Consider the following 21,866-nt stretch of genomic DNA (forward strand, 5'->3'; position numbering starts at 1 on the left):
GGCGACAGGCTCGGCTCACACGCTTCCGGCGAGACGCTCGGCGAGCAGGCGGGTGAAGCGCGCCGGATCCTCCACCTCGCCACCCTCGGCGATCAGCGCCATGCCGTGGATCAGCTCGGCGACGTCGGCGAGCGAGGCGTCGTCCGGACGCTGTTCCCGGGCCGTGCGCAGACCCGACACGAGCGGGTGATCGGGATTGAGTTCGAGGATCCGCTTGACCCGCGGCACCGGCTGACCCGACGCCTTGTACATCCGTTCGAGGGCAGGCGACATGCTGAAGGTGTCGCCGACGATGCACGCCGGGGAGGACGTCAGGCGCGACGAGAGCCGCACGTCCTTGACCTGGTCGTCGAGGGTCTCCTTCATCCACGACAACAGGTCGCCGAACTCCTTCTCCTTCTCCTCGCGTTCGGCTTCGGCGGCCTTCTTCTCGTCCTCGGTACCGAGGTCGACGTCGCCCTTGGCGATCGACTGGAAGCGCTTGCCCTCGAACTCCGGAACGGAGGTCACCCACATCTCGTCGACGGGGTCGGTCAGGAGCAGCACCTCGATGCCCTTGTCACGGAACGCCTCCATGTGCGGGGAGCTCTCGAGCAACTGGCGCGACTCGCCGGTCAGGTAGTAGATCGCGTCCTGGCCGTCCTTCATGCGCTCGACGTAGTCGGCGAGGGTGGTCTGCTCCGACTCGCTCGCCGTCGAATCGAACGACGAGATCGCCAGCAGCGTGTCGCGGTTGTCGGTGTCGGAGATCAGACCCTCCTTGACGACCCGGCCGAACTCGCGCCAGAACTTCGTGTACTTCTCGGGTTCCTTCGCCGCCATGTCCTTGACGGTCGAGAGGACCTTCTTCGTCAGGCGGCGCCGGATGGCCCGGATCTGCCGGTCCTGCTGCAGGATCTCACGAGAGACGTTGAGCGACAGGTCCTGTGCGTCGACCACACCCTTGACGAAACGCAGGTACTCGGGGACGAGGTCCTCGCAGTCGTCCATGATGAACACGCGCTTGACGTACAGCTGCACGCCGGTGCGCCGTTCGCGGGCGAACAGGTCGAAGGGCGCGTGCTCCGGGATGAACAGCAGCGCCTGGTATTCGAAGGTGCCCTCGGCCTTGAGCGGGATGATCTCGAGCGGCTCGTCCCAGGCATGCGCGATGTGCTTGTAGAAGTCCTTGTACTCCTCCTCGGAGACCTCGTCCTTCGAGCGCGCCCACAACGCCTTCTGCGAGTTGAGGGTCTTGGTCTCGAAGGTCACCTCGTCGGCGCCGTCCTCCGACTTCGTGGTGCGCGAGACCTCCATGCGGATCGGCCACGCGATGAAATCCGAGTACTTCTTGACGATCTCCTCGAGCTTCCACTGCGAGGTGTAGTCGAACAGGTGGTCCTCGGCGTCCTCGGGCTTGAGGTGCAGGATCACCGAGGTGCCCTGGGGCGCGTCGTCCACCTCGGCGATCGTGTAGGTGGATTCGCCGCTGGACTCCCAGCGCGTACCGGTCTTCTCCCCGGCCTTGCGGGTGACCAGGGTGACCTTGTCGGCGACCATGAACGACGAGTAGAAGCCGATGCCGAACTGGCCGATCAACTCCTCGGATGCGGCGGCATCCTTGGCCTCGCGCAGCTTCTGGCGGAGTTCGCCCGTACCGGACTTCGCGAGGGTGCCGATGAGGTCGACGACCTCGTCGCGGTTCATGCCGATGCCGTTGTCGCGCACGGTCAGGGTGCGCGCGTCCTTGTCCACCTCGAGCTCGATGTGCAGGTCGGAGGTGTCGACGTCGAGATCCTTGTTTCGGAACGACTCCAGCCGGAGTTTGTCCAGGGCGTCCGACGCGTTGGAGATCAACTCGCGCAGGAAGGTGTCCTTGTTCGAGTAGATCGAGTGGATCATCAGATCCAGCAACTGCCGCGTCTCGGCCTGGAATTCACGCTGTTCGACGTTCGTACTCATTCCGGGTTCCCTTTCCACAAGCAGAACTTCCCCGGAAATAGTAAGCCGCCCGCGAACCCGGCCCGTTCGCGCTTCCGGGTCCATGATGGAGGTGCAGGCTTCGTCGTTCACAGGAGGTTGCGATGACGGTTCGTCGGACGGTGGTCGTCGGTGCGGGCATCGTGGGTCTGTCCACCGCGTGGTTCCTGCAGGAACGCGGTATCGAGGTCACGGTGCTCGATCGGGTCGGCGTGGCGGGCGACGCGTCGTGGGGCAACGCCGGATGGCTCGCGCCGGCTCTGACCCTGCCGCTGCCCGAGCCGGGGGTGCTGCGTTACGGCTTGCGCTCGATGTTCCGGCCGTCCTCGCCGGTGTACGTGCCGCCCACGACGGATGTGCGGTTGCTGCGTTTCCTCGCCGACTTCGCCCGGCACTGCACGAGGCGGAAGTGGACGTCGTCGATGGAGGTCTTCGCGCGCGCCAACCGCGTCGCTCTCGACGCCTACGACGACCTCGCCCGCGGGTCGGGCGACACGACCGTCACCGAGCCGACGCGGGTCGCCGATCCGTTCCTCGCGGCCTTCACCTCGGACGACGACCGGCGACTGCTGGTCGAGGAGTTCGAGCACGCACGTGCCGCCGGCAGCGAGATCGACTTCGACCTGCTCGACACCGACACACTGCATTCGCTCGAACCGCTGCTCGGGGACTCGGTGCGAGTGGGGCTCCGGATCCGGGGGCAGCGGTTCATCGACCCGCCGCGGTTCGTCGCCTCGCTGGGGCACGCCGTGCGCGCCCGGGGGGCGGAGATCGTCACCGGCGTCGACGTCGAGGAGGTGCGCGACACCGGTCGCGGGGTGGACGTCGTCGTGGCCGGTGGGGACTCGCGTTCGGCGGATGCGGTGGTGCTTGCGAACGGAGCGTGGCTCGGATCGCTCGCCCGGCCGTTCGGGGTGCGCACGCAGGTCCAGGCCGGTCGCGGCTACAGCTTCAGCGTGCGGCCGCCGAGCCTGCCGAAGAACCCGGTCTACTTCCCCGCCCAGCGGGTGGCGTGCACACCCCTCCAGGACCGCTTCCGGGTCGCGGGAATGATGGAGTTCCGCAGCCCCGACGCCCCGCTCGACCCGCGGCGCATCGAAGCGATCGTCGACGCGACCCGTCCGCTGCTGCGCGATGTCGACTGGGACGGGCGCAGCGAGGAGTGGGTGGGCTCGCGGCCGTGCACGGCGGACGGGCTTCCGCTGATCGGCCGCACCCGTTCGGAGCGGGTGTACGTCGCCGGCGGGCACGGGATGTGGGGTGTGGCGCTCGGTCCCCTCACCGGACGGCTGCTCGCCGGGGCGATGACCGGCGAGCCGGATCCGTTGCTCAGGTCGTTCGATCCGCTGCGCTGACCGGCCCGGGTTCGAGCCGGTCGCGCACGCGGTCGAACCAGTCGAGGACCGCTCGCTCGTAGAGGATGCCGAAGTCGAGGGTCGCCGCGGCGTGCGGCGGGAGGATGTCGGCCGCCGCCTGCTGTTCGTAGGCGGCGAGCTGCTCCTCGTGTCTGCGGCGATGGTCGGCGAGCATCTCGGCGAGGCGCTCGGGCGGGAGGTGATCGCCGAAGGCGACGGTCAGCAGCAGTGGGTGACGGATGTTCTCGTCGCCCGGTTCGCGGTCGATCCATTCGGCGAAGGCGGTGCGTCCGGCCTCGGTCAGCAGGTAGGGCTTGCGATCGCGCGGGCCCTTCTCCCCTGCCTCGATCAGTCCCTGCCGTTCCATCGCGGCCAGTTCCCGGTACACCTGGCTCGTCGTCAGCGACCAGAACTTGCCGATGCGCGTCTGCGCGGTGGACACCAGGTCCCAGCCCGTCTTGGGGCCTTCGTGGAGGAATCCGAGCAGCGACGCGGCGGTGGCGTTGAGCGGTCGTCCGGTCATTGCCGGTTCCTTTCTCGATTCGGGTACGGAAAACACTTGACATTCCACTGTGGCATATTCACCCTGGACTCAGGTGACATTCCATTGTGGAAGATCCCGGAGGGCACCATGGAACACACGTCCACTACCGGCCCCGGTACTGCGACACCCCCGCTGCGCATCTCCGATGCCGAGCGCGAAACGATCGTCGACGAGCTGGGGCGGCATCTCACCGCCGGACGGTTGACGATCGCCGAGTTCGACGAGCGTGTCGCCCGGGTCTACCGCGCCGCGACGCAGGACGACGCCGGCGCCGTGCTCGCCGATCTGCCGTCGACACCCGCGCCCACCCCGGCCCCGCCGGCCGGGAATCCCTTCCCACGCCTGCGCCTGCCGCTCCACCAGCGCATCGAGTGGGGAGCCTGGGCCGCCGTGGGCTCCATCAATCTCGTGGTGTGGGCACTGGTGTCGCTCGGAACGGCCTCATTGATCTACTTCTGGCCGATCTGGGTCATCGCGCCCTGGGGTCTCGTCCTGGTGGGACGCACCGCACTCGGACTCGAGGGCGGCCCGGACCGCCGCAGGGCCGACGACCACATCCGCAACGCCCGGCGACTGCACCGCGAGCACATGCGCCACGCCGCCGTCGTCCACCGGCGTGCCGTCATGCACCGGCGTGGACCGAATCCGCACTGCGGGCGATCGAGTCGTACCTGGTACTGATGTTCCCGAGATAGTGCGGGTGCGTGAGGATGTAGGGGGCGTCGATCGAGATGCCGCGGACGACGATCTCCCCCGCCGTCTCCGGTGCCATACCGGCGTTCCCGCCCTTGATGTGATCCACGCGCCGGACCTCGCCGCCGAGCCTGGCGGTGCTGTCGTCGAGCCCCGAACGCACCAGGCCCGGGCACAGGACCGAGACCCCGACACCGTGCGGGGCGAGTTCTGCGCGTAGCGCTTCGGACATCGCGACGACGGCGGCCTTCGCGGCGCTGTACACGCCGCGGCCCGGCACACCCGCGGTCAGCCCCATGACCGAGGCGGTGTTGACGATGTGCCCGCGCCCGCGTGCCCGCAGGTCACCCGCGAAGGCCGAGACGCCGTTGAACACCCCGGTGACGTCGATGTCGATGACGGTGTCGAAGATCTGAGGATCGAGGTCGGCGAAATCTGTTCCGTTGAAACCGATCCCGGCGTTGTTGACGAGGATGTCGACCGGACCGAAGGCGTCCTCCGCCTCCCGTTTGACGCTGCACCAGCCCTCCCGGTCGCGCACGTCGAGGACGGCGCCACGGAAGAGCCGGAAGACTCCCGTCCGGTCGGCGAGCGTGGATTCGACTGCCGCGCCGTCGATGTCCGCGATCGTCACGGCCACCCCACGGTGGGCCAGGGCGTCGGCGATGCCGCGGCCGATACCGCTCGCACCTCCGGTGACGAGCGCGTGGCGCGCCGAGGCGATGTTCATGGACGAGGCTCCGTTCGTCTGGGTCGTCGAAGTCTGTGGTTCGTCGAGGTCTGCGGTTCGTCCCGATCAGTGCGACCGGCGGATCTTTCCGAAGTCCCAGCTGCGCACGTTCTGCGGAGTGATCCGCAGCCATGCATGACGGCCGTCCGCCGTGAACTCGTCGCGACCGGCGTACTTGCGGGCGAAGGACAGTTCGACGCCGCGCAACAGTTCGTCCTCGACCGTGCGCGCCACGACCTCGGGGCGGGAACCGCGCGGCACGTCGCCGACGCTCATCGCGGTTCCACGCACCTCGACGCCTCGCAGATCCGTGAACTGCTCCCCACCGTCGACGACGATCGCGATGCGCGGGTCCTTCTGCAGGTCGGTCCACCGGCGGCTGCGGACGAGGGAGTTGAGCCACAGGAAGGCGCCGTCCCAGACGAACCACAACGGAGCGACGTGCGGGCTTCCGTCACCGCCGATCGTTGCGACGCGGCACGTCCGCTCGGTGGAGAGGAAGAGATCGATCTCCTCCTTCGTCATCGAGATCCCGGCGCCGCGCGTGCGCAGCGCGCCGTTTCCACTCATCAGCCCTCCTACCTGCACGGATGCTCGTCAAGAATTTTATTCTCCTTCATGAGAGAGATGTTCTCATCCGGCGGGTGCGAACACAACAGTCCGACGGGTCCGACCGATCTGCGATAGTCGGGACCAACCGTGCCCGTCCCGGGCATCCCGCACGCCGGAGACGGAGCCGCCGATGTTTCTTCTCGACGACAGGTTGGTCTTCGGCGCGGGAGATCTCACCCGCGCCGCCTCGTGCGAGTTCGCCCTGCTCCGCAGCCTCGACTCGGCACTCGGTCGCCGCCCGCGCCCCGACACCGAACCCGACGCGATGCTCGACCGCGTCGTCGCACTCGGCGGTCGTCACGAGCAGCGTGTCCTCGACCGCTTCCGCGCGCAGGTGGGTGCGGAGAAGGTCGTCGAGATCGCCCGGCCCGAGTACACCGCCCAGGCACTCACCGAGGCGGCACAGGCCACCCTCGACGCCGTCCGGGCCGGAGCACCCGTCGTCTACCAGGGCGCATTCTTCGACACCGACTCCTTCGACACAGGCTCCTCCGACACCGCCCCGGTTCCGCTCGGCATGGTCGGCTTCTCCGACTTCCTCGTCCTCGAGGACGACGGTTACGCCGTCTACGACAGCAAACTCTCCCGGCACGCGAAGGTCGAGGCCCTGCTCCAGCTCGCCGCCTATGCGGACGCACTCGCGCGCACCGGAACGGCGGTGTCCTCGCACGCGCATCTCGTCCTCGGCGACGGCTCGATCGCGTCCTATCCGCTCGCGGAGATCCTGCCGGTCTACCGGCACCGACGCGCCTGTCTCGAGACCCTTCTGACGTCGCACCGCACCTCCCCCGAGCCGGTGCGGTGGGGATCGGGTGGGCACACCGCCTGCGGTCGCTGCGACGACTGCACCCCCGAACTCGAACGCCACCGCGACCTGCTGCTGGTCGCGGGGATGCGCAGCACCCAGCGGCTGCATCTGATCGAGGCCGGTGTGTCGACCATCGACGACCTCGCCGCATGTGCGGCGCCCGTCGACGGGATGGCCCGCCGCACCTTCGAGACCCTGCGCGCGCAGGCACGGGCGCAACTCGAGGAGGAGCGGCGGGGCAGTCCCTACGCGGAGGTCTACGACGCCACTCCGCTCGGCATCCTGCCCGCCCCCGACGAGGGTGACATCTTCTTCGACTTCGAGGGCGACCCGCTGTGGTCCGAGGGTGGCGATTCCGAGTGGGGACTCGAGTACCTGTTCGGCGTGGTGGAGGGACCGGCCGATGCGCCGGTCTTCCGTCCCTTCTGGGCGCACGACCGCGAGCAGGAACGGCAGGCGCTGCTGAACTTCCTCGACTACGTCACCGACCGTCGGCGTCGCTACCCGGGGATGCACATCTACCACTACGCCCCGTACGAGAAGACGGCGTTGCTGCGACTGGCCGGCCGCTATGGCGTCGGCGAGGAGATCATCGACGATCTGCTGCGCGAGGGTGTGCTCGTCGACCTGTATCCCGTGGTGCGCAACTCGATCCGGGTGGGCGCCCGGGCGTACGGGCTCAAGAAGCTCGAACCGCTCTACACCGAGGAGGGCGAGTCGCGCGACGGCGATGTCGTCGACGCGGGCGCCTCGATCGTCGCGTACGCCGACTACTGCGCACTGCGCGACGCCGGGCGCCTCGAGGAGGCGGAACGCGAACTCGCGTCGATCGCTTCCTACAACGAGGACGACTGCATCTCCACCCTGCGTCTACGCGACTGGTTGCTCACTCGCGCCCGCGACCACGGCATCTCCCCCACCGAGACCATCCACGACGAGGCGGCTCCCGACGCGGAGGCGCACCCCGTCGAGACGAAACTCCTCGAGTACGTCGGCGGTGCACTCGCGGGCGACCGTACCCCGGAGCAACAGGCGGCGGCACTCGTCGCCGCAGCCATGGGCTACCACCGGCGCGAGCGGAAACCTTTCTGGTGGTCGCACTTCGACCGTCTGTCCACGGTTCCGGACGAGTGGGCCGACGCCCGCGACACGCTGGTCGCGGCGACGTGCACGCTCGAGACCGACTGGCACAAGGCCACGCCCCGTCAGCGACTGCTCCGGCGCCGGTTGCGCCTGGCGGGTGAGTTCGAGCCGGGCAGCACGTTGCGCGCCGGGCAGGACGTCTTCCTGTTGTACGACGCGCCGGGACCGGACGGACTGCCCGACGGCGGCGCCGGGACGCGGGCGTGGTCGCGCGGCCAGGTCGTCGAACGCACCACGGGGACGGACCATCCCGACGCGCTCGTCGTCGACGAGTTGCTGCGGACGGACGAGGAGTATTCGGCACTGCCGGTCGCGGTGACACCCGGTGCACCGATCTCGTCGAAGAACATCGAAGCGGCGATCGCCTCCGCTGCCGAGGCGATGTGCAGCGGGTTGCCGGCTCTGCCGTCGACCGCGGCGGTGGACGTGCTGCGCCGTATCCCGCCCCGCTCGAGCTCCGGTGCCGCACTGCCACCGCTCGGCGACGACGCGGCGGCCACGATCGTCGCGGCCGTTCTCGCCCTGGACAATTCGTACCTGGCGGTGCAGGGCCCGCCCGGAACCGGCAAGACGTACACCGGGGCGCGCGTGGTGGCGGCACTCGTGAACGAACACGGCTGGCGTGTCGGCGTGGTCGCGCAGTCGCATTCGGTGGTCGAGAACATGCTGGCCGGCATCGTCGCCGCGGGGATGTCGCCGGAGCGGGTCGCCAAGGCGAAATGCCAGAGCCCCGAACCGACGTGGACCGCCTTCCCGGACGCGAAGTCCCTTGCGACACACATCGGTACGTCCACTACCGGCTATGTGGTGGGCGGAACGGCCTGGGACTTCACGAATCCGAACTGCATAACCCCCGGCAGCCTCGACCTGCTGGTGGTCGACGAGGCCGGTCAGTTCTGCCTCGCCAACACCATCGCCGTGGCCACGGCCGCGTCGAATCTGCTGCTGCTCGGCGATCCCCGCCAGCTGCCGCAGGTCTCGCAGGGCACCCATCCCGAGCCGGTCGACGAGTCCGCCCTCGGATGGCTCGCCGAAGGGCACGGCGCGTTGCCCGCCGATCGCGGCTACTTCCTGCCGGTGACCTGGCGGATGCATCCGGATCTGTGCGCTCGGGTGTCCGACCTGTCCTACGAGGGACGACTGCGGTCGAAGTCCGAGATCACCACGCGCCGTGCGCTCGACGGTGTCCCGCCCGGCGTCCGCTCGGTGGAGGTCGCCCACGAGGGCAACGCGACGTGCTCGCCCGAGGAGAGCGCCGAGATCGTGCGCGCCGTCGCAGCCGTGCTCGGCTCGGCGTGGACGGACGACGCCGACTCCCCGCCGCGGCCGCTCGGGGAGGAGGACGTCCTGGTGGTCGCGCCGTACAACGCTCAGGTCACCCGCCTGAGGCAGGATCTCGCCGCCGCAGGTCTGCACCGGGTCCAGGTGGGGACGGTCGACAGGTTCCAGGGTCGTCAGGCGGCGATGGTGTTCGTGTCGATGACGGCCTCCGCCATCGAGGACGTGCCGCGGGGCATGTCGTTCCTGCTGTCCCGCAACCGGTCGAACGTGGCCCTCTCACGCGGCAAGTGGTCGGCGGTGATCGTCCGGTCCGGCGCCCTGACCGATCACCTCCCGTCGACCCCGGACGGCCTGATCGAGCTCGGGGCGTTCATGCGGCTGACCGAAGCCGAGCCGACCGGGACGTGACCGCACTCACAGCATCCGATAGGATCGACAGCGATCCTGTTACCTCCGGTAGCAGATACACGGGACCCGGTCCCCCGAGAACAGGAGTACACGTGTCGAAGACCCTCGAGGCCACGATCGAGATCACCGCCTCCCCCGAGCAGGTGTGGCGCGTGGTGTCCGATCTGAAGCGGATGGGCGAGTGGAGCCCGCAGTGCCGTCGGATGATCGTGCGCGGCGGGCCGGTATCGGCCGGCACCACCACGATCAACATCAACAAGAAGGGTCTGCTGGTGTGGCCCACGACGTCGAAGGTGATCGACTTCGAACCCGGCCGTCGCCTGAGCTTCCGGATCAACGAGAACCGCTCCATCTGGTCGTTCACCCTCGAACCCACCGCCACCGGCACCCGGGTCACCCAGCGGCGTGAGGCGCCCACCGGGACCAGCAAGGTCTCGCAGACCCTGGTCAAGTATGTTCTCGGCGGCACCGAGGCGTTCGACGACGAACTGACGATGGGGATGAACGCGACTCTCGCTCGTCTCAAGAACGAGATCGAGGCGGGCGCGCGGGTCTGACCTTCCCTCCTCCGCTCACGTACGCTGGAGTGCCTGTGGACCGACAGGACCCGCCCGCGCGACGGGCGGGTCCACTGCGGTCCCGGATCACCGATCGCCAGCGATAAGAGGAGCCCGTGGCACGTAAGCCGACGCCCGCCGGAACACCCCCCACCAGCGGGGTAGCCCACATGGTCGACCTGGTCAGGCACGTCGTACCGCCCATGCATCCGGGCGGCATCCCCTTCGTCGCAGCTCCGCTCGCCGTGGCGACCCTCGGCCGCCGCAAGCCCTGGCTGCGCCGCGCCGGTCTCGCATCGGCACTGGCGTGCGCCACCTTCTTCCGGCACCCGCACCGCGTGCCGCCGAACCGCACCGGGGTGGTCGTCGCTCCCGCCGACGGCGAGATCGCTCTCGTCGACCACGCCGTGCCGCCCGCCGAACTCGGGCTCGGCAGCGAGGAGCGCCCCCGGGTCAGCATCTTCCTGTCCGTCCTCGACGTGCACGTACAGCGCAGCCCCGTCGGCGGCACGGTCCGCTCGGTGGTCCACACCCCCGGCAAGTTCCTCTCCGCCGATCTCGCCGACGCGAGCGAGGTCAACGAGCGCACCAGCATGCTGATCGAGACGCGCGACGGCGCCGAGGTCGCCGTCGTCCAGATCGCCGGGCTGCTGGCGCGGCGCATCGTCAACGACGCGCAGATCGGCGATACTCTGCCGATCGGCGACACCTACGGTCTGATCCGCTTCGGATCCCGGGTCGACACCTACCTGCCGGTCGGGAGCACCCTGCTGGTCGAACGCGGTCAGCGCACCATCGGTGCCGAGACCGTCCTCGCTCAGCTGCCCACGGTGTCGTGAGTCCGCACACACAGGGCGCACGCGCGGTCGCGACCGGGCGGTCCCGCAATCGGCCGAACGTCGTCCGCCTGCTGCCGAGCGTCATCACGATCCTGGCGTTCTCCGCCGGACTGTCGGCGGTGAAGTTCGCGCTCGACGGACAACTCGGCACCGCCCTCGGCATGATCGGCGCCGCGGCCGTCCTCGACTCACTCGACGGCCGCATCGCCCGCATGCTCGATGCGACCAGCAAGATCGGCGCCGAACTCGACTCGCTGTCGGATGCCGTCGCCTTCGGTGTCGCCCCGGCGCTCGTGCTGTACGTGACGATGCTCGACGGCAGCCCCTTCGGCTGGATCGTCGCCCTGCTCTACGCGGTGAGCCTCGTGCTGCGGCTCGCACGGTTCAACACCCTTCTCGAGGACGACAGTGTCCCCGCCTACGCACGCGAGTACTTCGTCGGCGTGCCCGCGCCGGCGGCCGCCCTCGTCGCACTGTCACCCGTCGCCGCCTACATCCAGTGGGGCGACGGCTGGTGGACCTCCTACGGGCTGGTCGCGCTGTGGATCCTCGGGACGGCCGGGCTCGCGGTCAGCCGCATCCCGACCTTCGCGATGAAGTCGGCGTCCGTCCCCGCGCGACTCGCCGTGGTGCTGCTCGTGCTGGTCGCGGTGGCCGCGGCCGCGCTGGTCACCTATCCGTTCATCCTCATGCTCGTGCTGGTCGCGGTGTATCTCGCGCACATCCCCTTCGCGGTGCGTTCGAGGCGATGGGTCGCGGCCCGGCCCGAGACCTGGGACATCAAGCCCTCGGAGCGCCGTGCACTGCGTGCCCGCAACCGCGCGCAGCGTCCGCGTCGAGTCGCGGCCCGGCGTGTCGCCACGTCGGCGAGATCTCAGGCGCGACTCGGACTGCGCCGTCCGCGAGGGCGATGACATGCACGGCCCGCGAGGACGCTAGTCACGTTCTAGGCTCGGCGGGGTGACGACCCCACAACTCTCACTCACCGTCCGGCTCAACACCTCCGCCGCCGACTCGCGGCGGGGTGTCGTGCGTCTGCACCCCGAGGCGCTGGCCGCCCTGGGCCTGCGGGAATGGGACGCGATCGCGTTGGTGGGAGCGCGTCGCACGGCGGTCGTGGCGGGTCTCGCGCCGACCGGCACCCCGACCGGCACGATCCTGCTCGACGACGTGGTGCTGTCGAACACGGGCCTGAAGGAGGACGCGACGGTCGTCGTCGCACCCGTGACGGTCTACGGCGCGCGCACGGTGACGGTGACCGGATCCACCCTCGCGCGGCAGTCGATCCCGGAGACGACCCTGCGTCAGGCACTGCTCGGGAAGGTCCTCACCGTCGGCGACGCGGTCTCGTTGCTCCCGCGCGATCTCGGACCGGGCACGAGCAACGCCGAGACGACGCGGGCGTTGTCGCGGACGTTCGCGATCGCGTGGACCACCGAACTGCTCACCGTCTCGTCGGTGGATCCGGCCGGACCGGTGAGCGTGCAGCCGAACACCGCGGTCGTATGGGGTGGTGGTCAGGACGCTCTGTCGTCGTCCGTGCCGTCCGCCTCCGGATTCGTCTCGTCGGGCTTCGTCGCCTCCTCCCCCGCGACCGACCGGTCCGAACCGGTCCCCATCCCGGCTGTGCCTCCGGCACCCCCGGTCGAGGACCTCGTGGGTGTGCAGGCCCAGGTCGCGAAGCTCTCCGAATGGCTCACCCTCTCGCTCGACGAACCGGAACTGCTGCGCACCCTCGGCGCGTCGCCGCACCTCGGCGTGCTCGTCACCGGCCCCGCCGGGGTCGGTAAGGCGACCTTCGTGCGCTCGGTCGTCGCGGACCGGCGTCTGGTGGAGGTCGACGGGCCGGGCGTGGGTGCGCTCGCCGCCGACGATCGGCTGCGCCGGATCTCCGCGGCCGCCGAAGCGGTGCGCGGCGGTGGCGTCCTGCTGCTCACCGACGTCGACGCCGTGCTGCCCGCCGACACCGAACCCGTCGCGACGTTGATCCTCGACGAGCTGCGGCGGGTCGTCGACACCGAGGGCGCGGTGCTGATCGCGACCACCGCGCATCCCGACGACGTCGACTCCCGGCTGCGCGCCCCGGAGATCTGCGACCGCGAACTGTCCCTGCCGCTGCCCGACGGTGCGACCCGCCGGGCCCTGCTCGACGTGCTGCTGCGTTCGGTGCCGGCCACCGGCCTCGATCTCGCTGCCGTCGCCGGTCGCACTCCCGGCTTCGTCGTCGCCGACCTCGCGGCACTGTGTCGCGAGGCGGCACTGCGCGCGGCGTCCCGGGCGAACCGCGACGACGACGAACCGTCGCTCGTCCAGGACGACCTGCTCGGCGCGCTCGAGGTGATCCGTCCGCTGTCGCGGTCGGGCACCGAGGAGCTGGCGATCGGCAGCGTGAGTCTCGACGACGTCGGCGACATGGTCGAGACGAAGCAGGCACTGACCGAAGCCGTCCTGTGGCCGCTGCAGCATCCCGATTCGTTCGAGCGCCTCGGTGTCGACCCGCCGCGCGGTGTGCTGCTGTACGGCCCGCCCGGCTGCGGCAAGACCTATCTCGTCCGCGCCCTCGCCGGCACCGGGCGCCTGAGCGTCCACGCCGTCAAGGGCGCCGAACTGATGGACAAGTGGGTCGGCGCCTCGGAGAAGGCGGTACGCGAACTGTTCGAGCGTGCCCGCAACTCGGCGCCGGCACTGGTGTTCCTCGACGAGATCGACGCGCTCGCGCCGCGCCGCGGGCAGAGCTCCGATTCCGGGGTGTCCGACCGGGTCGTCGCGTCGCTGCTCACCGAACTCGACGGTGTCGAACCCCTGCGCGACGTCGTGGTGGTCGGGGCCACGAACCGACCCGACCTCATCGATCCGGCGCTGCTGCGTCCCGGCCGCCTCGAACGTCTCGTGTTCGTGCCGCCGCCGGACGCCGACGCCCGGGCCGCGATCCTGAAGACCGCGGGACGGTCGGTGCCGCTCGCCGACGACGTCGACCTCGACGAGCTGGCCGCCGGACTCGACGGCTACTCGGCCGCGGACTGCTCGGCGATGCTGCGCGAGGCCGCGCTCGCTGCGATGCGGCGCAACGTCGACGCCGCCGTGGTGACAGCGGAGGACGTCGCGGTGGCCCGGGAGAAGGTGCGGCCCTCGCTCGATCCCGCGCAGGTCGCGCATCTGCAGGCCTACGCGGAGGGCCGTTGAGATGGCCGTGACCACCGCGGTCCGCGTGGCCGGACCGGCAGCCGTCCTCGCGGCCTTCCTCGCCGCCGCGGTCGCGATCCTCGTCCCGGCCGCGGGTGAATCCGTCCTCCCGGCGGGTGCGCGCAGCGAATGGGCGCCCGTGGTCACCGCCGCGCTCGCCGTTCTCTCGGCGGCGGGGCTGCAGCGGACCGGCTCCCGGCGTACCGCGTGGATGCTGGCCGCCGCGTCGATCGTGGTCCTCGGTTCGATCCGCTATCTCGTTCCCGCCGGCATCTCGGCCGACAGTCTGACGGTCGTCGGATGGGTGATCGCCGCGATCACCGGTGTGTTGCTCGGAGCGGCGACCGCGGGTTCGTGGGGTTCGGCGACCGGCCAGTGGGCGCTGATCGCCGGTGGCTGGGCGGCCTTCCTCACCGCCGCGGCCGTCGGCTCCGAGGTCCCCGTCGACGCGATGCGCTGGACGGTTCCGCAGTGGGCGTTGGTCTTCGCACTCGTGGCAACCGTCGCCGCTGCGCTGACGGTTCCTACCGGGATGCGCGTGCAGCGGGCCGATCCGCGGTTGCTCGCGATCATGGTGACCGCCGCGGTGGTGCTCTCGGTGGGCTACCGGTTGCTGGGTGAATTCGTGGGTTCCCGCGCGGGCGACACGGGTGTGCTCCTGTGGCTGGTCGCCGGCGGAGCGCTCGCGGTGGCGGTCGTCGGCGCCGAGATCGTCGCGCGCCTCGTCCCGCCCGGCGACGACCGGTTCGTCCTCGCAGTCACCGGAGCCGTGGCCGCGGCGTACCCCGTCCTCGTCGAACTGTGGTCGGGTATGCAGTCGGCGACCGTGCCGTGGTGGGTGCTGCTCGTCGCGGTGGCCGCCGTGGTCGCCGGGGTGCGGCTCTCCCCGTACATGCCGTACGCGCTTCCCGGGCTGGTGCTCGCCGCATCGATCTCGGCGGCGACGGTGTGGTGGCCGGCGGAGATCGGCGAGGGCATCCCCCTCGCGGTGCGGGTCGCGCTCGTCGCGCTGGGCACCGGTCTCGCGCTCGGCGCATCCTTGCCGGGTTCGGCGTCCGTGGCGGCTCTCGGCCTGGCGCTGCCGGTGCCGGCAACGGCCGTCGTGGGGGCCGTGTGGATGCTGCCGGCGGATGCGCAATGGTCGGCGCTCGCATTGTTCGCCGCCGCCGTGATCTGTGCGTGGCAGGTGCGTTAGCGCTCTCACCTCCCCGATTCGCAAGCGTGCGAAGACAACCGTTAGGATGGGCACAATCCGTTTTGCCCGATGACGGCGAGCGGCGTGCATGTCGGGGCGATCCCCGTTTCGGCGGTGTGCCGTCCGCTGTGACGACAGCGAGTCCCACGGCCCGCAGTCAGTTTCACCCCGCCGACAGGCCCGACCCCGACGGAGTGCCTTTTGATCGCCATACTCGTTGCCCATGCGGTCGCTGCTCTTCTGGCGCCGCTTCTGGTCAGAGTCATGGGGAGAAATGCATTCCTGCCGCTCGCGCTGGTGCCTCTCGCAAGTCTCGGCTGGGTGGTCACCAATTGGGGAACCGATCAGACCCTGCAGATCGCGTGGGCCCCGACGCTGTCGATGAATATCGATCTGCGCTTCGACACGCTCGCGGCGATCATGTGCGTGCTCGTCCTCGGCATCGGTTCGTTGATCCTGCTCTATTGTTCGCGTTATTTCGAGGACGACGAGCCCCGCCTGGGCCTGTTCGCCGCCGAGATGGTCGCCTTCGCCGGCGCCATGTTCGGCCTGGTGGTCAGCGACAACATGTTGCTGCTCTACGTCTTCTGGGAACTGACGACCGTCCTGTCGTTCCTGCTCGTCGGGCACTACGCCGAACGCGCCTCGAGTCGTCGTGCCGCCACCCAGGCCCTGCTCGTCACCACGGCCGGTGGTCTGGCGATGCTGGTCGGCATCATCGTCCTCGGCGAGATGGTCGGCAGCTACAACCTCTCCGACGTCGTCGCGGCGGCACCCCACGGCTGGCTCGCCGGTGTGGCCGTGGTGCTCGTGCTCGTCGGCGCACTGTCGAAGTCCGCCGTGGTCCCGCTGCACTTCTGGCTGCCCGGCGCGATGGCCGCCCCCACCCCGGTGTCCGGATACCTCCACGCCGCGGCGATGGTCAAGGCCGGTATCTACCTCGTGGCCCGGCTCGCGCCCGGCTTCGCCGACAGCGCCGCGTGGCGGCCGATCGTCATCGGTCTCGGTCTCGCGTCGATGATCCTCGCCGGCTGGCGAGCGTTCCGCGCTTTCGACCTCAAGCTCATCCTGGCCTTCGGCACCGTCAGTCAGCTCGGTTTCCTCACGGCCCTGGTGGGCACGGGCAGCCGGGAAGCGGCCCTGGCGGGCCTGGCGATGGTGATCGCCCACGCCCTGTTCAAAGCATGCCTGTTCATGGTGGTCGGCATCATCGACCACTCCACGGGCACCCGCGACATCCGCAAACTCGCACATCTCGGCTCCGTGGCCCCCTACCTGGCGGTGATCGCGATACTCGCGGCGGCGAGCATGGCCGGTCTGCCACCGTTCATCGGGTTCGTCGCGAAGGAAGCCGCCCTCGAGTCGGCGCTGGTGGCCGAGGTACTGCCCGAATGGGCGCGGATCGCCATGACCGCGGGCATCGTGGTGGGCTCGATCCTCACCCTCGCCTACAGCATCCGGTTCATCTGGGGTGCCTTCGGCCGCAAGCAGCTCAAGCGCCCGAGCCCCGCGGTGCAGAACCTTCACGCGCCCGGGGCGCTGCTGCTCACCGCCCCGAGCATCCTTGCGTTCGCCGGTCTCGCCGCGGGCTTCGCGAGCTCGTGGGTCGATCACCTGATCACCCCCTACGCCGACGAGCTGCCCACCGAACTGAGCAAGCCCTACCACCTGGCGCTGTGGCACGGGTTCTCCTTGCCCCTGGGCCTGACCGCCGTGGTGATCGTGGGCGGCACGGTTCTGTTCCTCGCGCACCGCACCATCGCGCGCCTGCGCTTCGAGCACCCGCCGCTCGGCAACGCCGACCGGATGTACGACGCGACCCTCCAGGGCATGGACACCCTGTCCCTGCGCCTGACCGCCTTCCTGCAGCGCGGTTCACTCCCCCTGACCCAGGCGACGATCCTCGTCACCCTGGTGGCGCTCCCGACGGTGCTGATGTTCTTCTTCGGGCTGAGCACGATGCCGTCGACGCGCGCGTGGGACTCGATCTGGCAGCTCGGGGTCGGGCTGATCATGATGGCCGCCGCGATCACCGCGACGGTGCTGCGCAACCGTCTCGGCGGTGTGCTGGTCGTGGGCGTGACCGGCTACGGGCTCGGTGTGCTGTTCGCCCTGCAGGGCGCCCCCGATCTCGCGCTCACCCAGTTCCTCGTCGAGACCGTCACCCTCGTGATGTTCGTGCTGGTCCTGCGCAAGCTGCCCGCCGAGACCGACCCGGCCGCGGTGATGGGCAGCAAGTTCGCCCGCGCGATGCTCGGCATCGCCGTGGGTGCAGTGGTCGTCGGGATCGGCGCCTACGCCGTCGCGGCACGCACCACCGATCCGATCTCGCTGCTGCTGCCCGACGCCGCCTACTACGGCGGCGACGGCAAGAACGTCGTCAACGTCCTGCTCGTCGACATCCGCGCCTGGGACACGATGGGCGAGATCTCGGTGCTGCTGGTCGCCGCGACCGGCGTGGCCAGCCTGGTCTTCCGCACCCGCCGCTTCGGCACCGCCCCGCGTGTGGCTGACGCACCTGCGGCGCAGCTCGACGCGGTATCCGCCAGCAACGAGACGACCTGGCTGCTCGGCGGCGATCTCATCGATCCGCGCTACCGCTCGCTGGTCCTCGAGGTCACCACCCGGCTGGTCTTCCCCACCATGATGATCCTGTCGGTGTACTTCTTCTTCTCCGGCCACAACGCCCCCGGTGGCGGCTTCGCGGGCGGTCTCATCGCCGGTCTCGCGCTGGTGTTGAGGTACCTGGCCGGAGGACGCTACGAGCTCGGAGAGGCGGTTCCCATCGACGCCGGCAAGATCCTCGGCCTCGGACTCACCTTCGCTGCGGGCACCGCGCTGGTGTCGATGTTCCTCGGTGCTCCGGCCCTGTCGTCGGCGACCCTCGAGCTCACGCTGCCGCTGCTCGGCGACATCAAGATCGTGACCGCGCTGTTCTTCGACCTCGGTGTGTACCTCATCGTGGTCGGCCTGATCCTGGACGTGCTGCGCAGCCTCGGTGCTCGCCTCGACGCCGAGACCGTGGGTGAGCGCCGATGACCGCGAACATCACGCTCCTCGCCATCGTCGGCGTGCTCGTCGCGTCCGGTGTGTATCTGCTGCTCGAACGCAGCATCATCAAGATGTTGCTGGGTCTGCTGCTGGCGGGCAACGGCATCAACCTGCTGCTGCTCACGCTCGGCGGTCCCGCGGGTCACGCCCCCATCGTCGGTGTGGAGAGCGACGTCGAGCCGGACATGGCCGACCCCCTCGCCCAGGCGATGATCCTCACCGCGATCGTCATCACGATGGGTATAGCGGCGTTCGTGCTGGCATTGACCTACCGCTCCTACACCTATCGCGCACGGGACGAGATCGAGAACGACCCCGAGGACACCCTCGTGTCGCAGCGGCGCAGTCTCGCGGATCTTCCGTCGCGAGACCGCTCCGACGACCCGCTCACCGGTATCCCGAGCAAGAGCGGCGACGCCTTCGACGCCGCGGGCAACCCGATCCCGCTCGACCAGCTCAAGAACATCGAGGACCTCGAGGCGTACGAGGACCTGCACGACGGCGACTTCGACGACCCGACCGACTCTGCCTACACGCAGAACCAGGACGGGACGGACGAGTCCGGCGCTGCCGGAGATGCCCCTGCCGGAGATGCGGCCGGAGCCGGCTCTGCCGAGGACGCCGACGAGGCCGACTCCGCCGAGGACGACACCGCAGCCGTGCGTGCGGACGACCCCGACCCCGAGGCCCCCGATCCCGCCGAGGACGAGCCGACCGGAGACGACGAGAAGAACGGGAAGGAGGATCGCCGATGAACCTGAGCGTCGCGAACCTGGTTCCCCTCCCCGTCCTCATCCCGCTGCTCGCTGCCGCTGCGACCCTGATCGTCGGCCGCCGTCCCCGCGCACAGCGGTGGATCACCGTCTTCGCGCTCGTCGCCTCGCTCGCCGTGGGCGTGGCGCTGCTGTACTACGCCGATGCCGACGGCATCGCCGTACTGCAGATCGGCGGGTGGGAGGCGCCGATCGGCATCTCGCTGGTCGTCGACCGTTTGTCGGCGTTGATGCTGGTCGTCTCGGGGATCGTGCTGCTGTCGGTGATGCTGTACGCAGTCGGTCAGGGTATCCACGACGGCAACGAGCAGCAGCCCGTCTCGATCTTCCTGCCGACCTATCTCGCGCTCACCGCGGGCGTCAACATCGCCTTCCTCGCGGGCGACCTGTTCAACCTCTTCGTCGGCTTCGAGGTGCTCCTCGCCGCCTCGTTCGTCCTGCTGACCCTGGGTGCGAGCGCCGACCGCGTCCGCGCGGGCGTCTCGTACGTCATGGTCTCGATGGTGTCCTCGCTGGTCTTCCTCGTGGGCATCGCCTTCGCCTACGCCGCCACGGGCACCCTGAACCTCGCCCAGATGGCACTGCGGATGGACGAGATCTCACCGGGCACCCGGGCCGCGATCTTCGGTGTGCTGCTCGTCGCCTTCGGCATCAAGGCCGCGGTCTTCCCGCTGTCGTCGTGGCTGCCCGACTCCTACCCCACCGCACCCGCACCGGTCACCGCCGTCTTCGCCGGCCTGCTGACCAAGGTCGGTGTCTACGCGATCATCCGGGCGCACACCCTGCTGTTCCCGGGTGGCGAACTCGACGACGTCCTGCTCGTCGCCGGTCTGCTCACGATGGTCGTCGGCATCCTCGGCGCGATCGCGCAGAACGACATCAAGCGTCTGCTGTCGTTCACGCTCGTCAGCCACATCGGATACATGATCTTCGGCGTCGCCCTGTCGTCGCAGACGGGTCTCGCGGGCGCCGTCTACTACGTCGGCCACCACATCCTCGTGCAGACCACCCTCTTCCTCGTGGTGGGTCTCATCGAACGCCAGGCCGGGTCGGCGTCGCTGCGACGCCTCGGCAGCCTTGCACTCATGTCCCCGCTGCTGGCGGTCCTGTTCCTCATCCCGGCGCTCAACCTGGGCGGTATCCCGCCGTTCTCCGGGTTCATCGGGAAGGTCGCCCTGCTGCAGGCCGGTGCGGAGGACGGTTCGGTCCTCGCCTGGATCCTCGTCGCCGGTGGTGTCGTGACCAGCCTGCTGACGCTGTACGTCGTCGCGCGTATCTGGACGAAGGCGTTCTGGCGGGCACGCGCCGACGCGCCCGAGGGCGATCTCGCCGACATCGGCCCGTCGGCGCTGATCGACGAATCCGCCACCGACATCTCGTTCGAGGAACGCCCGGACGTCGGCCGGATGCCGGCCGCGATGCTCGTCCCCACGGTCTGGCTCGTGGCGATCGGTGTGTCGTTGACGGTCTTCGCCGGTCCACTGCTCGACATCAGCAACCGTGCCGCGGAGAACCTGCGCGACCGCACGGTGTACATCGAGGCCGTGCTGGGGGGTGAGCAGGAATGATGAAACGCGCCAACGTCCTGCGCATGTTCGTCGTGGGATGGACGACGCTGGTCTGGGTCCTGCTGTGGGGCACCTTCAGCGTCGCCAACATCCTCGCCGGCGTGGTCGTCTCGCTCGTCATCATGTTCGTGCTGCCACTGCCGCGCGTGCCCGTCGAGGGTCGCGTGCACGTGTGGTCCGCGATGCGACTCGGCGCGGTGATCTTCAGCGAAACCATCCGCTCGACGATCAACGTGGCGTGGCTGGCGATCCGACCGTCCCCGCCGCCGGTCACCGGTGTGCTGCGCTGCCGGCTCACCATCAAGTCCGACCTGGTGCTGACACTGTGGACGGACATCATGAACAACATTCCGGGCACCATGGTGCTCGAGATCGACCAGGTGCGGCGGATCATGTACGTGCACGTTCTCGACGTGAGTACCGACAAGGCCGTGGCCGACTTCTACCGTTCCGCCCGCCTCATCGAGCGTCTTCTCATCCAGACGTTCGAACGCGAGTCGGAATGGCAGGCCAGCCCCTGGCGCAGCGGAACGGAGGAACTGACGTGACCGTGACACTGGTGATCGCGGGGACACTGCTGTTCGTCTCCGCGGTCCTGATCACCTACCGCGTGATCGCGGGCCCCAACTCCCTCGACCGGCTCGTCGGCGTCGACGCCCTGCTGGCGCTCGGCATCTGCGGCATCGCGATCTGGGCGGTGTACACGCGCGACACGTCGGTGCTGCCCGCCACCGTAGCCCTGGCCCTGGTCGGCTTCATCGGGTCGGTGTCCGTGGCTCGATTCCGGGTGCGTGACGAAGGATGACGACGATCATCGACACCTTCGCCCACATCCTGATCCTCATCGGTTCGGTCATCTCGCTGACCGCCGCGATCGGCGTGGTCCGTTTCCGCGACACCCTGTCGCGCATGCACCCCGCTACCAAGCCCCAAGTGGTGGGCCTGTTGTTCGTACTGGGCGGCGCCATGATCATCCTGCGCAGCTCGATCGACATCTGGATGATGGCCCTGGCGGGCATGTTCATGGTCCTCACCGCCCCCGTGATCGCCCACCGGGTCGGCCGCGTCGCCTACCGGGAGCAGCTCGGTCGCGACGGTCTGCTCGACGAGGACGCTCCCGGCGGTGCCTGACAACCGATGAGGGCCCGACGGGCGATGAGGGCCAGA

Annotated in this window: 17 protein-coding genes and 1 pseudogene; 14 read left to right on the forward strand and 4 right to left on the reverse strand. The window is 69.4% G+C overall.

The features are described from left to right. Positions 1 to 15: 15 nt before the first annotated feature. Positions 16 to 1,941 carry a molecular chaperone HtpG gene (gene htpG / locus U9J23_RS18665; protein ID WP_272268319.1) on the reverse strand — a complete coding sequence of 642 codons (1,926 nt, stop codon included), beginning with the start codon at positions 1,939 to 1,941 and terminating at the stop codon, positions 16 to 18. A 122-nt stretch (positions 1,942 to 2,063) separates the two neighbouring features. Here htpG and U9J23_RS18670 point away from each other — a divergent pair, with 122 nt between their 5' ends. Continuing rightward, on the forward strand, positions 2,064 to 3,314 hold the full coding sequence (locus U9J23_RS18670; protein WP_272268317.1) for an NAD(P)/FAD-dependent oxidoreductase: 1,251 nt from the start codon (positions 2,064 to 2,066) through the stop codon (positions 3,312 to 3,314). Here the strand turns inward: U9J23_RS18670 and U9J23_RS18675 are convergent. After that, on the reverse strand, positions 3,289 to 3,837 hold the full coding sequence (locus U9J23_RS18675; protein ID WP_016691621.1) for a PadR family transcriptional regulator: 549 nt from the start codon (positions 3,835 to 3,837) through the stop codon (positions 3,289 to 3,291). The genes U9J23_RS18670 and U9J23_RS18675 overlap by 26 nt on opposite strands. A 108-nt stretch (positions 3,838 to 3,945) precedes the next feature. Between U9J23_RS18675 and U9J23_RS18680 the strand changes: the two genes are divergently transcribed. Next, complete coding sequence (locus U9J23_RS18680; RefSeq protein ID WP_308117452.1) at positions 3,946 to 4,539, forward strand: DUF1707 SHOCT-like domain-containing protein; 594 nt, start codon at positions 3,946 to 3,948, stop codon at positions 4,537 to 4,539. Here the strand turns inward: U9J23_RS18680 and U9J23_RS18685 are convergent. Then, the gene (locus tag U9J23_RS18685) at positions 4,481 to 5,281 is read right to left on the reverse strand and encodes an SDR family oxidoreductase (RefSeq protein ID WP_230823208.1); all 801 of its coding nucleotides are present in this window, start codon (positions 5,279 to 5,281) and stop codon (positions 4,481 to 4,483) included. The two genes, U9J23_RS18680 and U9J23_RS18685, sit on opposite strands and share 59 nt — an antisense overlap. 66 nt (positions 5,282 to 5,347) lie before the next feature. Next, positions 5,348 to 5,851 (reverse strand): pyridoxamine 5'-phosphate oxidase family protein, encoded by a 504-nt coding sequence (locus U9J23_RS18690; protein WP_059384329.1) that lies wholly within the window; start codon positions 5,849 to 5,851, stop codon positions 5,348 to 5,350. A gap of 172 nt (positions 5,852 to 6,023) precedes the next feature. Between U9J23_RS18690 and U9J23_RS18695 the strand changes: the two genes are divergently transcribed. The 12 genes and pseudogenes from U9J23_RS18695 (at position 6,024) to mnhG (ending at position 21,830) form a co-directional block, all read left to right on the forward strand. Beyond that, a complete protein-coding gene (locus tag U9J23_RS18695; protein WP_326599730.1) occupies positions 6,024 to 9,533 on the forward strand; it encodes a TM0106 family RecB-like putative nuclease in 3,510 nt (1,169 codons plus the stop codon). Positions 9,534 to 9,625: 92 nt separating this feature from the next. Continuing rightward, complete coding sequence (locus U9J23_RS18700; protein WP_085469694.1) at positions 9,626 to 10,090, forward strand: SRPBCC family protein; 465 nt, start codon at positions 9,626 to 9,628, stop codon at positions 10,088 to 10,090. A 116-nt stretch (positions 10,091 to 10,206) separates the two neighbouring features. After that, the gene (locus U9J23_RS18705; protein WP_059384331.1) at positions 10,207 to 10,929 is read left to right on the forward strand and encodes a phosphatidylserine decarboxylase; all 723 of its coding nucleotides are present in this window, start codon (positions 10,207 to 10,209) and stop codon (positions 10,927 to 10,929) included. Continuing rightward, complete coding sequence (locus U9J23_RS18710) at positions 10,926 to 11,843, forward strand: CDP-alcohol phosphatidyltransferase family protein (RefSeq protein ID WP_085469695.1); 918 nt, start codon at positions 10,926 to 10,928, stop codon at positions 11,841 to 11,843. Before U9J23_RS18705 ends, U9J23_RS18710 begins: the two co-directional genes overlap by 4 nt. Positions 11,844 to 11,889: 46 nt before the next feature. Then, positions 11,890 to 14,112 carry an AAA family ATPase gene (locus tag U9J23_RS18715; RefSeq protein WP_085469696.1) on the forward strand — a complete coding sequence of 741 codons (2,223 nt, stop codon included), beginning with the start codon at positions 11,890 to 11,892 and terminating at the stop codon, positions 14,110 to 14,112. Position 14,113: 1 nt separating this feature from the next. After that, on the forward strand, positions 14,114 to 15,307 hold the full coding sequence (locus U9J23_RS18720; RefSeq protein WP_059384334.1) for a hypothetical protein: 1,194 nt from the start codon (positions 14,114 to 14,116) through the stop codon (positions 15,305 to 15,307). 201 nt (positions 15,308 to 15,508) lie between these two features. Next, positions 15,509 to 18,346, forward strand: a complete 2,838-nt coding sequence (locus tag U9J23_RS18725) for a Na+/H+ antiporter subunit A (protein WP_326599736.1) — start codon at positions 15,509 to 15,511, stop codon at positions 18,344 to 18,346. Continuing rightward, positions 18,343 to 18,885, forward strand: a pseudogene (locus U9J23_RS18730) (Na(+)/H(+) antiporter subunit C); the annotation flags it as partial. The gene U9J23_RS18725 and the pseudogene U9J23_RS18730, both read left to right, overlap by 4 nt. Before the next feature lie 224 nt (positions 18,886 to 19,109). Further along, complete coding sequence (locus U9J23_RS18735) at positions 19,110 to 20,699, forward strand: Na+/H+ antiporter subunit D (RefSeq protein WP_059384337.1); 1,590 nt, start codon at positions 19,110 to 19,112, stop codon at positions 20,697 to 20,699. Further along, positions 20,699 to 21,247, forward strand: coding sequence for a Na+/H+ antiporter subunit E (locus U9J23_RS18740; RefSeq protein ID WP_059384338.1), 549 nt, complete (start codon positions 20,699 to 20,701; stop codon positions 21,245 to 21,247). Before U9J23_RS18735 ends, U9J23_RS18740 begins: the two co-directional genes overlap by 1 nt. Next, entirely contained in the window at positions 21,244 to 21,504 is a 261-nt protein-coding gene (locus U9J23_RS18745; RefSeq protein WP_059384339.1) for a monovalent cation/H+ antiporter complex subunit F, read from the forward strand. The genes U9J23_RS18740 and U9J23_RS18745 overlap by 4 nt, the downstream gene beginning before the upstream one ends. Further along, a complete protein-coding gene (mnhG, locus tag U9J23_RS18750) occupies positions 21,501 to 21,830 on the forward strand; it encodes a monovalent cation/H(+) antiporter subunit G (RefSeq protein WP_059384340.1) in 330 nt (109 codons plus the stop codon). The genes U9J23_RS18745 and mnhG overlap by 4 nt, the downstream gene beginning before the upstream one ends. Positions 21,831 to 21,866: the final 36 nt, after the last annotated feature.

Source organism: Rhodococcus sp. PD04 (assembly GCF_035918275.1).
Lineage (GTDB): Bacteria > Actinomycetota > Actinomycetes > Mycobacteriales > Mycobacteriaceae > Rhodococcus > Rhodococcus rhodochrous.